Source organism: Mesorhizobium sp. P2_H9 (assembly GCF_056403215.1).
Map to the genome: position 1 here is coordinate 366,690 of NZ_JBFUFX010000001.1, position 14,156 is coordinate 380,845.

A 14,156-nucleotide genomic window follows, 5' to 3' on the forward strand; every position below is an offset into this window, starting at 1 on the left:
GAGATTGCGCGCTCTCGCGCGCAACTTCGCGTGAGGTTCATTACAAATCGGTAAGCCGAAATTCGCACGGCTGGATCGCTAGCCGCGCCCAGCCTTTGCAACCTGCACCGCCGCTTGCGCTGCGGCCAGCCTGGCGATCGGCACGCGATAAGGCGAGCACGAGACGTAGTCGAGGCCGACCTCTTCGCAAAAGCGGATCGACGCCGGATCGCCGCCATGTTCGCCGCAAATGCCGAGCTTGATGTCGGGCCGCGTCGCGCGACCTTTTTCCGCCGCCATGCGCACCAGCTCGCCAACGCCCTCAATGTCGAGCGACACGAACGGATCCTGCTCGATGATGCCTTTCTGGCGATAGGTTTCCAGGAACGAGGCCGCATCGTCGCGCGAAATGCCGAAGGTGGTCTGGGTCAGGTCGTTGGTGCCGAAGGAGAAGAATTCGGCCGACTCGGCGATGACATGGGCGCGGATCGCCGCTCGCGGCAGCTCGATCATCGTACCCGTGAGATACTCGATCTTGACCCCGGTCTCTTCCATGACGCTCTTGGCGACGGCATCGATGCGCGCCTTGACATAGTCGAGCTCCTTCTTCAGTCCGACCAGCGGCACCATGATCTCGGGAACCACCAGCGCGCCAGCCTTGTGGCCCGCCTCGACGGCGGCCTCGAAAATGGCGCGCGCCTGCATCTCGGCGATCTCGGGATAGGAAACCGCAAGCCGGCAGCCGCGATGGCCAAGCATCGGGTTGAACTCGTGCAAGGCCTCGGTGCGCTGCCTGAGCTTCTCGGGCGACACCTTCATGGCAGCGGCGACTTCGGCCACCTCTTCCTCGGTCTTGGGCAGGAATTCGTGCAGCGGCGGATCGAGCAGACGGATCGTCACCGGCAGGCCGGCCATGATCTCGAACAGTTCGAGGAAATCCGAGCGCTGCATCGGCAACAGCTTGGCAAGGGCTGTGCGCCGCTCCTTCTCGGTGTCGGCCAGGATCATCTCGCGCATGGCGACGATGCGCTCGCCGTCGAAGAACATGTGCTCGGTGCGGCAAAGCCCGATGCCTTCGGCGCCGAAGGAACGCGCCATGCGCGCATCGAGCGGCGTTTCGGCATTGGTGCGCACCTTCATGCGGCGCACCGCGTCGGCCCATTCCATGATGGCGGCGAAATCGCCGGACAGTTCCGGCTGCAGCATCGACACGGCGCCCTTCAGAACCTGGCCATTGCTGCCGTCGATGGTGATGATGTCGCCCTTGCGGAAGGTCGAGCCCATCGCCATCAGCGTGCCGGCCTTGTAGTCGACGCGCAGCGAGCCGGCGCCGGACACGCAAGGCTTGCCCATGCCGCGGGCGACGACGGCCGCGTGGCTGGTCATGCCGCCGCGCGTCGTCAGGATGCCTTCCGACGCATGCATGCCGTGGATGTCTTCCGGGCTGGTTTCGATGCGCACCAGGATCGCCTTGCGACCTTGCGTCTTCAATTCCTCGGCATCGCCGGAGGAAAAGACGATCTCGCCGGTGGCGGCACCCGGAGAGGCCGGCAGGCCGATGCCGATGACATCGCGCGCCGCTTTCGGATCGATGGTCGGGTGCAGCAGCTGGTCGAGCGAGGCGGGATCGATGCGGGCAACCGCCTCCTCCTTCGTGATCAGTCCATCGCGCGCCATTTCGACGGCGATCTTGAGCGCCGCCTTGGCGGTGCGCTTGCCCGATCGCGTCTGCAGCATCCAGAGTTTGCCGCGCTCGATGGTGAATTCGAGATCCTGCATGTCGCGGTAGTGCTGCTCCAGCCGGTCGGAGATGGCGACGAAGGATTGGAACGCTTCCGGCATCAATTTCTGCAGCGACGGCTTGTCGGAACCAGCGGCAATGCGCGCAGCCTCGGTGATGTTTTGCGGCGTGCGGATGCCAGCGACGACATCCTCGCCCTGCGCGTTCACCAGGAACTCGCCATAGAGCATCTTTTCGCCGGTCGACGGATTGCGGGTGAAGGCAACGCCGGTGGCCGAGGTCTCGCCCATATTGCCGAACACCATGGCCTGGACATTGACCGCGGTGCCCCAGCTTTCGGGAATGTCATGCAGGCGCCGATAGGTGATGGCGCGGTTGTTCATCCAGCTCGAAAACACGGCGCCAATCGCGCCCCACAGTTGCTCGTGCGGATCCTGCGGGAACGGCTTGCCGAGTTCTTCCTCGACCTTGGCCTTGTAGAGCGCGATGACGCCCTGCCATTCGATGGCCGTCAGTTCGGTGTCGAGCTCATGGCCGAGCCCGCCCTTCTGGTCTTCGAGGATTTCCTCGAACACCTCGTGGTCGAGGCCCATGACGACATCGGAATACATCTGGATGAAGCGGCGGTAGCTGTCATAGGCAAAGCGGGCATCGCCGGAATCGGCGGCCAGCGCCTCGACCGTCTCGTCGTTGAGGCCAAGATTGAGCACGGTGTCCATCATGCCCGGCATCGAGGCGCGGGCGCCGGAACGCACCGACACAAGCAGCAACTTCGACGGATCGCCGAAGCGGCGTCCGGTCAGCCGGCCGATATGGTCGAGAGCGACAGCCACATCCGCTTCCAACGAGCCGGGATAGGTGCGGGCATTGGCGTAGTAGGCGTTGCAAACTTCTGAAGTGATGGTGAAACCAGGCGGCACGGGCAGGCCGAGGCTGCACATTTCAGCCAGGTTCGCACCTTTGCCCCCCAGCAGATTCTTGTCGCCGGCGCGACCTTCCGCCGCCCCATCGCCAAAGGTGTAAACCCACTTGGTCATGCCTGCTCTCCGGTTGCGGGAGACTCTAAGAATTGGCGAGGTCCGCCAGTGTCGAGACCGAGCGATATGATGCTGCACTGCGAAAGGCAAGGCGTCGGCAAAGCCCGCCGGCCTCTACAATCGATTAAGCAAAAGCTGCGTCAAAAAGACTTGCGGCATCGCAGGCAACGGAATAGAACATAACAAGAACATTGTATGGAGTGACGTTATGAAACTGCCCGGAAAGCTCGATTATCTCGAATTGCCGGCTACCGGCGGCACGCTGGACAGGCTGAAAGCTTTCTACAGTGCCGCTTTCTCCTGGTCGTTCACGGACTATGGGCCAACCTATTCGGCCTTTGCCGAGGGACTGGACGGCGGCTTTCAGGCCGATGCCGCGGAAGCGCCCGCCAAGCCGCTGCCGGTACTCTATTCGCAAAATCTGGAAGAAACGGTGAGCGCTGTCGAAAGCGCTGGCGGCACCATCGTCAAGCCGATCTTTTCATTCCCAGGCGGCAGGCGGTTCCATTTCGTCGATCCGGCCGGCAATGAAATGGCGGTCTGGGGCGAGTAGCACGCCCCTCGACGGGCTTTGTCGGGCGCGAAATCAGGCGGCCAAAAACCGCGCTTCATTGCCATTGTGCTTTTCGGCTGCTCTGCTAATAACGCGCCGCGCAAGCGACTCTTATGGCTATTGGGGCGTCGCCAAGTGGTAAGGCATCGGTTTTTGGTACCGACATTCCCAGGTTCGAATCCTGGCGCCCCAGCCAATCCGTATGCCTTTCAATCCTGTAATGTGCTGACGCCATGAATGGCTGCCGTCAGCCGTTATCTCATTCTTTTCACTCTTTTTAGGGGCGCGCGACCCGACTCCATCCACAGAGCCGGGCCGTGCGATGAGGATCAGTAATCGCTGTCGTCCAGGATGACGACGGGATGATGACGATGATGACGACGATCGATCGAGCCGGTCACGACAACAGTGTCCGGACGGTGCCGGCGGCCGTGGTCGTAGAAGGCAACCGTGCCGTGTTTACGGTGATGAAGGCGCTGACCTTGGTCATTGATGATCTTGACGTTGGTGTGATGGTGCCGATGGTGGGTTTTGATGACTACGTCAGCTTCGGCCGCCGAAGCTATCGCCGGCATCGCCATGAACAGCGCCAAAGCGCTCACGATCATTGTTTTCATTGCAATATCTCCATCTGCTAATTTTCCCTTCGTGGGGACAACCGCTTCCCATCTCTTTGGTTCCGACTGGCGTCGTCAGTTCACGCGGCGCGATCAGTGGCGGCTATTCCCGCGCCACAGGGCATGTGTCGGGGCTGCGCAAGTCGACAACGAAGCGCCGCGCACGACCACGGTCTCCGGGTCTGTGCTGTGAAGCGTCTGCGGTGTGGGGAAGACCGTCGACACGCATCTTTTCAGGATTTCCGACAGGACGACCATTCAGGCCGTCTCAGATCCCGTAAATGAGTGCAAAATAGACCACCGGTGCCAAGATCAGCAAAATCGCCATACCAATAACCACTGCGATTGCCTGGCGCTCTGTTCGCCTGACAATTTCAGCGACCTTGTCGTCGTCAGTCGACGGTATGAGGTCAAGGATCGAAGAGACTTCGGGCGCACGACTATCGTTGTCGTTTGCGGGTCGGGTTGCGTCGTCATGCACTGATCTCTGGACAAAGGTCACTGTTAGCCTCGCTGTCGAAAACGCCATGCCGTTTGGCGGTGCCACCGAAACCGGGTGCCCGCCAGTCTCTGGAGAATTGCGGGCACCCGATTGACCGCCGATGAAGGGACTCATACTCGGCAGCCCGGCTCCAATGTGTCGGGAGGGCATAGGTTGCCTGCCCTCAGACCTATGGCTCTGACGCTAGGACTTCAGTCGTACCCTGTTCGGACCTTAGCCCGCCGGCCGACGAAAGGCATGGCGGGCCATTCTTTCGACAGCAGAAAATGTGGGAACATTAGTAGGCTCTAACGAGTTCATTCCCAGCAACTGATTTTGGGAGAGATATCGTGAACAGCATTATTTGGCTCGTCGGAGCAGTCGTCATCGTGGTTGCGATACTGAGCTTCCTTGGCCTCCGATAAAGGCGGCCTCGGCGGAATCGGCAACAAACACGCGGCCCCGTTTTTCGTATGGCGAGTTTGCGCTGGGGCGCCATGCGTCCCAGCAGCCGGTTGGCGAAAATCCGACCACTGACTGATTTCCGTGATCCATCATAGGTCGGGTCGCGCCGGCAGCTGCCATCACATGTCGCTTATCCCGCCGTCCATTCCGAGCGGTACCAGTCGACAAACTTCTTCAGCCCAGCCTCGATCGAGACGCTCGGCCTGAAGCCGAAATCGCGCTCAAGCGCGGTCATGTCGGCAAAGGTCTGCTCGACATCGCTGTCCTGCTTCGGCTCATACTGGCGGATCGCCTTTACACCGAGCAGCTTTTCCAGCGTGTCGATGAAGTCGGCGAGCCGCACCGGGCTGTTGTTGCCGACATTGTAGAGCCGGCTCGGCGGAACCTCCGTCACGGGCGGTTTGTCGAGCACGGCAACGACCGCCCGCACCACATCGTCGACATAGGTGAAATCGCGCCACATCTCGCCATTGTTGAACACCCGGATCGGCTTGCCCTCGAGCATCGCCTTGGTGAACATCCAATAAGCCATGTCGGGCCGACCCCAGGGACCGTAGACGGTGAAAAACCGCAGGCCGGTCTGCGGCACGCCGAACAGATGCGCGTAGGTATGGCTCATCAACTCGTCGGCCTTCTTGGTCGCGGCGTAGAGCGAAACAGGGTGATCAACCTGATCTGTCTCCGAGAACGGCACCTTGGTGTTGCCGCCATAGACCGAACTCGACGAGGCATAGACCAGATGCTCGAAACCGACTGCCGCGCGACAGAATTCGAGAATTTCGAGATGGCCGACGACGTTGGAGCGGACATAGAGCCTGGGATTTTCGAGCGAATGACGCACCCCCGCCTGCGCAGCCAGATGGACGACCTTGGTGATGCCTTGCCCAGCCAAAGCCGCACTCAGCGCCCCCTGTTCGGCGATGTCGAGCTGATGAAATGAAAAGCCCCTTTTGGGCTGAAGGCGGGCGAGCCGTCCCTGCTTCAGCGTCAGATCGTAATAGTCGTTCATATTGTCGACGCCGACGACCGCTTCGCCCCTGTCGAGGAGGTGATGGCAGACATGGCTTCCGATAAACCCCGCGGCTCCGGTGACGAGTACAGGCAACAGGGTTCTCCATAGGCACGGTCAGGTCGGCCTTCCCTCTATGGAGCCGACGATTTTCAGTTGGTGCTATAGTCGAAAGCCTGAATTGAGGCCACTGGCCACGCTGACGCGTCAGCTCGCCTCGCGCATCGCCTCGGCGGCCTGCAGGTCGACCGAGACCAGTTGGCTGACGCCCTGCTCGGCCATGGTCACGCCGAACAGCCGGTTCATGCGCGCCATGGTGATGGGATTGTGGGTGATGATGACGAAGCGCGTCTCGGTGGTGGCGGCCATCTCGTCCATCAGATTGCAGAAGCGCTCGACATTGTGATCGTCGAGCGGCGCGTCGACTTCGTCGAGCACGCAGATCGGCGCCGGATTGGTCAGGAACACGGCAAAGATCAGCGACATCGCCGTCAGCGCCTGCTCGCCGCCGGACAGCAGCGTCATGGTCTGCGGCTTCTTGCCGGGCGGACGGGCGAGGATTTCGAGACCGGCCTCCAGGGGATCGTCGGACTCGATCAGCTGCAGTTCGGCGGTGCCGCCGCCGAACAGATGCGAGAACAGCCGCTGGAAATGGCCGTTGACGACATCGAAGGCGGCGAGCAGCCGTTCGCGGCCTTCGCGGTTCAGGCTCTGGATCGCCTGCCTGAGCTTGCGGATGGCCTCGATGATGTCCTCGCGCTCGGAAACGATGGTTTCCAGTCGGTCCGAAAGCTCCTTCTGCTCTTCCTCGGCGCGCAGATTGACCGCACCGAGACGCTCGCGCTCGATCTTCAGCCGGTCGAGCTGGCGCTCGATCTCAGCCATTTCGGGCATCGGGCTGTCCACTTCCAGCCCGGTGTGGCGGATGACCAGATGCGGCGGCGTGTTCAGCGTTTCCTGGATGCGTGCCTCGACTTCCAGCCGCCGCTCGTCGGCCGCGGTCAGCCGCTCTTCGGCGCGAACGCGGGTTTCGCGGGCCTCAGCCAGCGACTGGATGGCGGATGTAGCGGCCTTGTCCAGCTCGGACTGACGGTTTTCCGCTTCCTGCAGCCGATCGGCCGCTGTCTGGCGCAGGCTCTCGGCCTCGGCCAGCTGCGATAGCAGCGCGCGCCGTCTGGCATCGATTTCGTCGGGCGCATCGGCCAGTCTTTCGCGCTCGGCTTCGGCCTCGGCCTTGCGTTCGCCAAGCGAGGCGATCTGCGTCGAGGCGTTTTCGGCGCGCTCCAGCCAGTTGCGGCGCTCGGCGTCGATGGCATCGAGGCGACGCACACGCGCCTCGGCTTCGCGCCTCAGGCCTTCATGAACGGCGCGAGCATCGGCAAGGCTGGCGCGGTCGCGAGCGACATTGGCCGATGACTGTTCGAGCTGCAGCTGCAGATCGCCGAGATCAGGCGCGCTTTGCAGCAGCATTTCGGCCTCGACGAAGGCCGCCGCGGTTTCCTCGTGGCTGTCGACAATGCGCGCACGCGCCTCGTCCAGCGCCGCGCGCCGGCTCGCCAATTCACCGCCGGCCTTTTCGGCATCGGCCAGCACGTTGCGGGCGGCGTCCAGTCCGTGCTGGGCCTCGCGCCCGGCCTGGCGGGCGCGGCGTTCGGCTTCGCTGGCGCGGGCAAGCGCCTGTTCGGCCTGGGCAAGCGCCGCCTCGGCCTCGCGCAGGATGAGGGTGGCATGGACCGCTTCGGCGTCGAGCTCGGCCAGCCGATTCTTCTGCGCCAGCCTTTGCGCGGCCGCAGTCGGCGCGTCGGCGCTGGCGGTAAAGCCATCCCAGCGCCAGAGCGCGCCTTCGCGGCTGACCAGCCGCTGCCCGGGAGCCAGCAGCGTCTGCAGCCGTCGTCCGTCGCCGGCCTCGACAATGCCGATCTGCGCCAGGCGGCGGGCAAGCTGAGCCGGGGCGCGTACCACGCTGGCTAGGCTCCTAAGGCCTTCAGGCAGAGCCGCATCGCCGGGCCGGACTTCGCTCTCGCCCCAATGCACCGGGGCGCTGCGGTCGAGCGGCACGTCGAGGTCTTCGCCCAAGGCAGCGCCAAGTGCTGTTTCGTAGCCACGCTCGACGCTGATCTGTTCAAGCACCGATGGAAACAGGTCGCCGCTGGCGGCCTTCAGGATCTTGGCCAGCGTGCGGGCTTCGGTCTCGATGCGCGCCAGCTCGGCCCTGGCATCCTGAAGCGGCGGGCGGGCGGCACTTTCCACCGCGCGCGCTTCCACAACCGCCTGTTCGGCTGATATTGCGGCAGCCTCAGTTTCCTCCAGCAGCGCCAGCGCCTGTTCGACCAACTGCTGCTTCTCGACGGGATCGGGCAGGCCGGCGACCTTCGAAATGATCTCGGAAAGTTCCCGGTCGACATCGGCGAGCTGGCGGGCAAAGCGATCACGACGCTCAGCTGTGTCGCGCAGTGTGCGCTCGATCTGGTTGCGCGAGGCGGCGGCCTCTGCGCGTTCGGCAGTCAGCGCCGCGAGCTTGGCTTCGCTCTGCGAAAGCGTTGATGCCGCCTGCTCGAAAGCCGCGCGGGTGGTGGCCTCGCGCTCGGCAGCACCGGCGTTTTCGGAATTGAGCGCGGCCTCTTCCGTGCGCAGGCGCTCAAGAATATCCGCATTGTCGCGGACCATGCGCTCTTCGCGGGCGATGTCGCCGTCGAGCTGCTGCAGCCGGCGGTCGAGCTCGGCCTGGCGGGCGCGGATGCGGCCGGCTTCCTCCTCGATCTGCGCCTTGGCGATCGACAGCCGCTGGAAGGCGGCGGCAGCGGCGGCTTCCGCGTCGCGCAAATCGGGCAGCCTGTGCGCGCCGATGCCTTGCTCCTTGGCGGCATTCATTTGCGACGCGGCGCGGTCGCCGACCAGGGCGGTGGCAATCGCCAGCGCCGAGCGAGCCTCGCCTTCCTGCGTCTTGGCCAGCGTCCAGCGCAGATGCAGCAGCGTCGCCTCGGCCTTGCGGATATCGGCCGACAGGTTCTTGAAGCGCGACGCCTGGCGCGCCTGACGCTTCAGGCTTTCGATCTGGCTTTCCAGTTCGCCGACGACGTCGTCCAGCCGTTCGAGATTCTGTTCGGCCGCCTTCAGCCGCAACTCGGCCTCGTGGCGGCGGGTGTGCAGGCCGGAAATGCCGGCGGCTTCTTCGAGCAGCGCGCGGCGCGCCTGCGGCTTGGCCTGGATCAGCTCGCCGATACGGCCCTGGCCAACCATCGACGGCGAGCGGGCGCCGGTCGACTGGTCGGCGAACAGCAGCTGCACGTCCTTGGCGCGGGCCTCCTTGCCGTTGATGCGGTAGAGCGAGCCAGCCTCGCGCTCGATGCGGCGCGACACCTGCAATTCATCGGCGTCGTTGAAGGCAGCGGGCGCCGTGCGGTCGCTGTTATCTAGGAAAAGCGTGACTTCGGCGGTGTTGCGGGCCGGACGCGTTCCCGAACCGGAAAAGATGACGTCGTCCATACCGGACGCACGCATATTCTTGTACGAGCTTTCGCCCATCACCCAGCGCAGCGCCTCGACCAGGTTCGACTTGCCACAGCCATTCGGCCCGACAATGCCCGTCAGCCCGCGCTCGATGACGAACTCGCCGGGCTCGACGAAAGATTTGAAACCGAGGAGGCGAAGGCGCGAAAACTTCATTCGCGCCGCTCCACAGGTGGGTTCCGCAAAAGTGTTGCGCGGTTTTGCGAAGAGAACCCACGGCAAGGCATAGCGACGCGCACGCCGAAGCGCAGCCGCTCCGGCGTCGCCTGGACGTCAGAGCAGAGGGTCGATGATGGCCGACATTTCCTCAATCGACATCGCCCCTTTGTAGGTCTTTCCATTGATGAAGAAGGTCGGCGTCGAGTCGACCTTGAATTCGTCGGCGCCGCGCTTCTGGACCGATCTCACATCGTCCAGAAGTTTCTGGTCCGTCAAGCAGGCCTCGAAGGACTCCTGTGTAAAACCGGCGAGCTTGGAGATCTGCAGCAGCGCATCCTTGGTATTGTTGACGCCGACCCAGTTGGCCTGCTGCTTGAACAGCACATCGACCATCGGGAAATAATTGTCCTTTGAACAGCGCGCCAGCATGAAACCGGCCTCGGCGCTCGGATCGAACGGGAATTCGCGCAGGATGTAGCGGGCCTTGCCGGTGTCGATGTACTTGGTCTTCAACTCTGGGAAGGTGGTCGCCGCGAAATGCGCGCAATGCGGGCAGGTCATCGAGGCATATTCGACGATGGTGACCTTGGCGTCGTCCTTGCCGAGCTGCTTGTCGGGCAGAGCGCCGGGCTTCAGCAGCTCGGCCATGTTGACGTCGCCCGTCGAGTCCGGCGCCTTGGCGGCGGCCGGCGTAGCAGGCGTGGCAGCAGGCGCGGCAGGCGTTGCAGGCTTGACGTCCGCCGCCTTGGCATCCTCGCCGGAATCGCTGCATGCGGCGAGCAGAACCACCACCGGGACGGCGGCCAGCGACGACAGGATTGTTCTGCGAGACAAGCTTTTGTCAAACGGGGGACGGTTCATGCGAATCACCTGACTATGGTTGGATTTTGCAATGCAAAGGCTAGAAAAGGCGAGAGTTGGCGCGAATTAAGGCATCGCCGTCCCCATTCCAATCGCCAAACTTGATGCGCATGATCACGAATGCGCGAGATTGTCACTTCCTTTCGCCAAGAATGGTAGCGCCGAGCCGCTCCAGAGAGGCGCGCAGCCCGTCATCCTCGATCAGTCCGACGGTATCAGACAGTTTTGTCTTTTCGGCCGCGGTCAGCGGCCGGAAGCTTGGTTTGGGCCGGCCCTTGTCCTTCGTCACCGGCTTCTGCACGATCCTGATGCGGCCAACGGCGTTGAAGCCGAGGAAAGCGTTGACCCGGTTGATGATCTCGCCGGTCTCGTGCTGCAGATGCAGAGCCGCCATGCCCTCGCAGGCGATGACCAGTACCGCCGGCTCGAACGGATCGTCCTCATGCATGCGGCGCGGCCACTGGATCTTTTCGGGGCGCGAATGGCCGGCGAGCCTTGGCCCGGCGATCTCTTCCCAGGACTGGACCAGCCCGATCGAAATGCCGGCCCGCTTGCGCAGCACCGGATCGAGGATCGCGGTCGCCAGATCGCTCACCGGAACGGGATTGCCGTAGGGCCTTTTCCCTGCCATGTGCGTTCTCCAGCCACGCCCCTCACCAAGCTTAGGGCCAGTTCTCGATCAATGGCACTGCACGACCAGACCCGCAAGGTTGCATCTCCGGATGATGGCGACATCGCGTCCCGGCTCCTCGCCTGGTACGATGTGCATCACCGCGAATTGCCGTGGCGGATCACGCCCCGCGAGCATGCGCGCGGGGCACGGCCCGACCCCTACCGCATCTGGCTGTCCGAAGTCATGCTGCAGCAGACCACGGTCGAAGCGGTAAAGGCTTATTTCCGCGCCTTTGTCGCGAAATGGCCTGATGTAAACGCCCTTGCCGAGGCTGAGACCGAAGACGTCATGAAGGCTTGGGCTGGGCTCGGCTACTATTCCAGGGCGCGCAATCTCAAGGCTTGCGCCGATCTTGTGGCACTTCGACGCGGCCGATTTCCCGAAACGGAAGCCGGTCTGCGGGAATTGCCAGGCATCGGTGCCTATACGGCGGCGGCGATCGCGGCGATCGCCTTCGACCACCCGGCCGCGGTCGTCGACGGCAATGTCGAGCGGGTTGTCTCACGGCTGTATTCGATCGCCACGCCGCTGAGCGAAGCCAAGGCCGAGATACGCGCCCATGTCGAAGGCATGGTTCCCCTGATAAGGCCGGGCGATTTCGCCCAGGCGATGATGGATCTGGGGGCGACGATCTGCACCCCGCGGCGGCCGCGCTGCATGCTTTGCCCGCTGCGCGAGGATTGCAGCGCGACTGTCTCGGGCGATCCCGAACACTTCCCGGTGCGCCTGCCGAAGGCCGAAAAGCCATTGCGGCGCGGCGCCGCCTTCGTCGCGGTGCGAAGCGACGGCGCCATCCTGTTGCGCAAGCGCCAGGACAAAGGCCTGCTCGGCGGCATGACCGAGGTGCCGACGACGGGCTGGACCGCACGGATCGACGGCGCGACCACGGATGCGGCCGCACCCTTCCCCGCCAACTGGCAGCGTGCCGGCCAGATTGGGCATGTCTTCACCCATTTCGCGCTTGAACTCGATGTTTTCCGTGCCGAGGTGAACGGCGCCGCGCCTGCGGGGCATTTCTGGTCGCTGGTCCATGAAATTTCCGGGGAAGCGCTGCCGACTGTCATGAAAAAGGCAATTGAAGCAGCGATACCGGGGGCGACGAAAAAGCCGTCGCCACAGAGTGCAAAGAGGCCTGCATGACTGAAGTCCGCCACATCGTTTTCGACATCGGCCGCGTGCTGATCCACTACGACCCGAACATTCCGTTCAGCCGCCTCATTCCCGATGCCGAAGAGCGCAAGTGGTTTTTCGACAATGTCTGCACGCATGACTGGAACATCGAGCAGGACCGTGGCCGCAAATGGGAAGAGGCCGAGGCGCTGCTGATCGCCGAGCATCCCGATCATGCTGAAAACATTCGCAATTTCCGCCGCTACTGGCACGAAATGGTGCCGCATGCCTATGACGACAGCGTCGCCATCATGGTGGGCCTGATCGAAACCGGCCACGATGTGACCATGCTGACCAACTTCGCCGCTGACACGCTTACTGAGGCCCGGCAACGCTTTGACTTTCTCGACCGCCCGCGCGGGGTGACGGTGTCGGGCGATATCGGCCAGATAAAGCCGGACCGCGCCATCTACGATCATCACGTCGCCGCGTTCGGCCTCGAACCCGGAGCCACGCTGTTCATCGACGACAGCCAGAAAAACGTCGACGGCGCAAAGGCGGCCGGCTGGCAGGCGGTGCTGTTCACCGACGCAAAAACGCTCGAGGCGGACCTCGAGCGTTTGGGGATCAAAGTCTGATCTCAGGCGCTTGCAGGAGGGGCAATCAGGCCCCTGCCCGCTCCATGCCGAGCCGCGCGATGCGGCGAAGCTCGTCGATCGGGGTCAGGCCGCCGCTGCGCTCATAGTGCCAGAAGGTCCAGCCATTGCAGGCGTCCAGGCCCTGCACTTCGGCGCCGATCTTGTGGATCGAACCGGCGCTGTCGCCGATCGCCACCGTGCCGTCGGCGCGCACCTTGGCCGCCCAGCGCTTCTTGGCGTCGTAGAGCGTGGCGCCGGGCTGCATCAGCCCGGTGTCGATGAGGCTGACAAAGGCAACACGCGGCTCGGCGCGCTTGCCGGTCAGCACCGTCAGATCGGCATCGTCCAGCGGCCGCACCGCATCGATGCGCTCGTTGGCGGCGTCGATATAGGCCTGCTCGCGCTCGATGCCGACGAAGTGGCGGCCGAGGCGTTTGGCCACCGCGCCGGTGGTGCCGGAACCGAAGAAGGGATCAAGCACGATATCGCCGGGCTTGGTCGAGGCCATCATGATGCGGGCGAGCAGCGCTTCCGGCTTCTGCGTCGGATGCAGTTTGTCGCCATCGTCGTTCTTCAGCCGCTCGCCGCCGGTGCAGATCGGAAACAGCCAGTCGGACCGCATCTGGATGTCGTCGTTCGATGCCTTCATGGCTTCGTAGTTGAAGGTGTAGCCCTTGCCCTTCTGGTCGCGCGAGGCCCAGATCATCGTCTCATGGGCGTTCTGGAAGCGGCGGCCGCGGAAATTCGGCATCGGATTGGTCTTGCGCCAGACGACATCGTTGAGGATCCAGAAGCCAAGATCCTGCATCTTGGCGCCGACCCTGAAGATGTTGTGGTAGGAGCCGATGACCCAGATGGTGCCGTTGGGTTTCAAGACGCGGCGCGCCGCCAGCAGCCAGGCACGGGTGAAGGCGTCGTAGGCCTCAAAACTCTCGAACTGGTCCCAGTCGTCGTCGACGGCATCGACCTTGGACTGGTCGGGCCGGTGCAGGTCACCGTCGAGCTGCAGATTGTAGGGCGGATCGGCAAAGATCACGTCGATGGATTTTTCGGGCAGCCGGTCGAGTGCTGCGACGCAATCGCCCTTGAGGATCGTATCCAGCCACTCGGATTGCTGGGGAGCGTGGGAAAGGTCGTCGAGAAGACGCACGGCAGACATTGATACACCCAAAGCACGCGTTACTGTTTACTCCCCGTTATGGTTACCGATCAGCGTAAATATTCAGTGAAGGGGATCGTTGCGACCATCGAAGCCCTCTCAATTTGCGCAGCCCGGCCCGTTGGTGTATGCCGCGCCGCCTGAGCCTTCCCGGCCTTTCCCCT

11 protein-coding genes and 1 tRNA gene are annotated in these 14,156 nt (G+C 63.3%); 4 read left to right on the forward strand and 8 right to left on the reverse strand.

The genetic code is table 11. From position 1 onward, the window contains the following. Nucleotides 1-78: 78 nt before the first annotated feature. Complete coding sequence (gene ppdK, locus AC1DXN_RS01790) at nucleotides 79-2,757, reverse strand: pyruvate, phosphate dikinase (protein WP_477271879.1); 2,679 nt, start codon at nucleotides 2,755-2,757, stop codon at nucleotides 79-81. 208 nt (nucleotides 2,758-2,965) lie between these two features. Between ppdK and AC1DXN_RS01795 the strand changes: the two genes are divergently transcribed. Together AC1DXN_RS01795 and AC1DXN_RS01800 are read left to right on the forward strand one after the other, a co-directional pair. Beyond that, a complete protein-coding gene (locus tag AC1DXN_RS01795) occupies nucleotides 2,966-3,310 on the forward strand; it encodes a VOC family protein (RefSeq protein WP_477271877.1) in 345 nt (114 codons plus the stop codon). A 121-nt stretch (nucleotides 3,311-3,431) separates the two neighbouring features. Further along, a tRNA-Gln gene (locus tag AC1DXN_RS01800) sits at nucleotides 3,432-3,506 on the forward strand. A gap of 133 nt (nucleotides 3,507-3,639) precedes the next feature. Here AC1DXN_RS01800 and AC1DXN_RS01805 read toward each other — a convergent pair. The 6 genes from AC1DXN_RS01805 to AC1DXN_RS01830 all read right to left on the reverse strand — a co-directional run bounded on the left by AC1DXN_RS01805 (nucleotide 3,640) and on the right by AC1DXN_RS01830 (nucleotide 11,043). Continuing rightward, entirely contained in the window at nucleotides 3,640-3,927 is a 288-nt protein-coding gene (locus tag AC1DXN_RS01805) for a hypothetical protein (protein ID WP_477243601.1), read from the reverse strand. Nucleotides 3,928-4,195: 268 nt separating this feature from the next. Next, nucleotides 4,196-4,543: a hypothetical protein gene (locus tag AC1DXN_RS01810; protein ID WP_477243599.1), complete on the reverse strand. Its 348-nt coding sequence runs from the start codon at nucleotides 4,541-4,543 to the stop codon at nucleotides 4,196-4,198. A gap of 460 nt (nucleotides 4,544-5,003) precedes the next feature. Continuing rightward, nucleotides 5,004-5,978, reverse strand: coding sequence for an NAD-dependent epimerase/dehydratase family protein (locus AC1DXN_RS01815; RefSeq protein WP_477271875.1), 975 nt, complete (start codon nucleotides 5,976-5,978; stop codon nucleotides 5,004-5,006). A 111-nt stretch (nucleotides 5,979-6,089) separates the two neighbouring features. Beyond that, nucleotides 6,090-9,548, reverse strand: a complete 3,459-nt coding sequence (smc, locus tag AC1DXN_RS01820) for a chromosome segregation protein SMC (RefSeq protein ID WP_477271873.1) — start codon at nucleotides 9,546-9,548, stop codon at nucleotides 6,090-6,092. A 117-nt stretch (nucleotides 9,549-9,665) separates the two neighbouring features. Beyond that, nucleotides 9,666-10,412, reverse strand: coding sequence for a DsbA family protein (locus AC1DXN_RS01825; RefSeq protein ID WP_477271871.1), 747 nt, complete (start codon nucleotides 10,410-10,412; stop codon nucleotides 9,666-9,668). Nucleotides 10,413-10,545: 133 nt separating this feature from the next. Beyond that, nucleotides 10,546-11,043 carry a DUF721 domain-containing protein gene (locus AC1DXN_RS01830; protein WP_477243591.1) on the reverse strand — a complete coding sequence of 166 codons (498 nt, stop codon included), beginning with the start codon at nucleotides 11,041-11,043 and terminating at the stop codon, nucleotides 10,546-10,548. Nucleotides 11,044-11,094: 51 nt separating this feature from the next. Here AC1DXN_RS01830 and mutY point away from each other — a divergent pair, with 51 nt between their 5' ends. Continuing rightward, nucleotides 11,095-12,225 (forward strand): A/G-specific adenine glycosylase, encoded by a 1,131-nt coding sequence (mutY, locus tag AC1DXN_RS01835; RefSeq protein WP_477271869.1) that lies wholly within the window; start codon nucleotides 11,095-11,097, stop codon nucleotides 12,223-12,225. Further along, nucleotides 12,222-12,833, forward strand: a complete 612-nt coding sequence (locus AC1DXN_RS01840; RefSeq protein WP_477243587.1) for an HAD family hydrolase — start codon at nucleotides 12,222-12,224, stop codon at nucleotides 12,831-12,833. Before mutY ends, AC1DXN_RS01840 begins: the two co-directional genes overlap by 4 nt. Before the next feature lie 25 nt (nucleotides 12,834-12,858). Here the strand turns inward: AC1DXN_RS01840 and AC1DXN_RS01845 are convergent, their stop codons facing one another. After that, nucleotides 12,859-13,992 (reverse strand): DNA methyltransferase, encoded by a 1,134-nt coding sequence (locus AC1DXN_RS01845; RefSeq protein WP_477271867.1) that lies wholly within the window; start codon nucleotides 13,990-13,992, stop codon nucleotides 12,859-12,861. Between the last annotated feature and the right edge of the window lie 164 nt (nucleotides 13,993-14,156).

Excerpts from the sequence above, each read along its gene's own strand:
- mutY (WP_477271869.1), top strand. The coding sequence starts at position 11,095 with ATGGCACTGCACGACCAGACCCGCAAGGTTGCATCTCCGGATGATGGC.
- AC1DXN_RS01825 (WP_477271871.1), bottom strand. The coding sequence starts at position 10,412 with ATGAACCGTCCCCCGTTTGACAAAAGCTTGTCTCGCAGAACAATCCTG.
- AC1DXN_RS01810 (WP_477243599.1), bottom strand. The coding sequence starts at position 4,543 with ATGAGTCCCTTCATCGGCGGTCAATCGGGTGCCCGCAATTCTCCAGAG.
- AC1DXN_RS01795 (WP_477271877.1), top strand. The coding sequence starts at position 2,966 with ATGAAACTGCCCGGAAAGCTCGATTATCTCGAATTGCCGGCTACCGGC.
- ppdK (WP_477271879.1), bottom strand. The coding sequence starts at position 2,757 with ATGACCAAGTGGGTTTACACCTTTGGCGATGGGGCGGCGGAAGGTCGC.
- smc (WP_477271873.1), bottom strand. The coding sequence starts at position 9,548 with ATGAAGTTTTCGCGCCTTCGCCTCCTCGGTTTCAAATCTTTCGTCGAG.
- AC1DXN_RS01805 (WP_477243601.1), bottom strand. The coding sequence starts at position 3,927 with ATGAAAACAATGATCGTGAGCGCTTTGGCGCTGTTCATGGCGATGCCG.
- AC1DXN_RS01830 (WP_477243591.1), bottom strand. The coding sequence starts at position 11,043 with ATGGCAGGGAAAAGGCCCTACGGCAATCCCGTTCCGGTGAGCGATCTG.
- AC1DXN_RS01845 (WP_477271867.1), bottom strand. The coding sequence starts at position 13,992 with ATGTCTGCCGTGCGTCTTCTCGACGACCTTTCCCACGCTCCCCAGCAA.
- AC1DXN_RS01840 (WP_477243587.1), top strand. The coding sequence starts at position 12,222 with ATGACTGAAGTCCGCCACATCGTTTTCGACATCGGCCGCGTGCTGATC.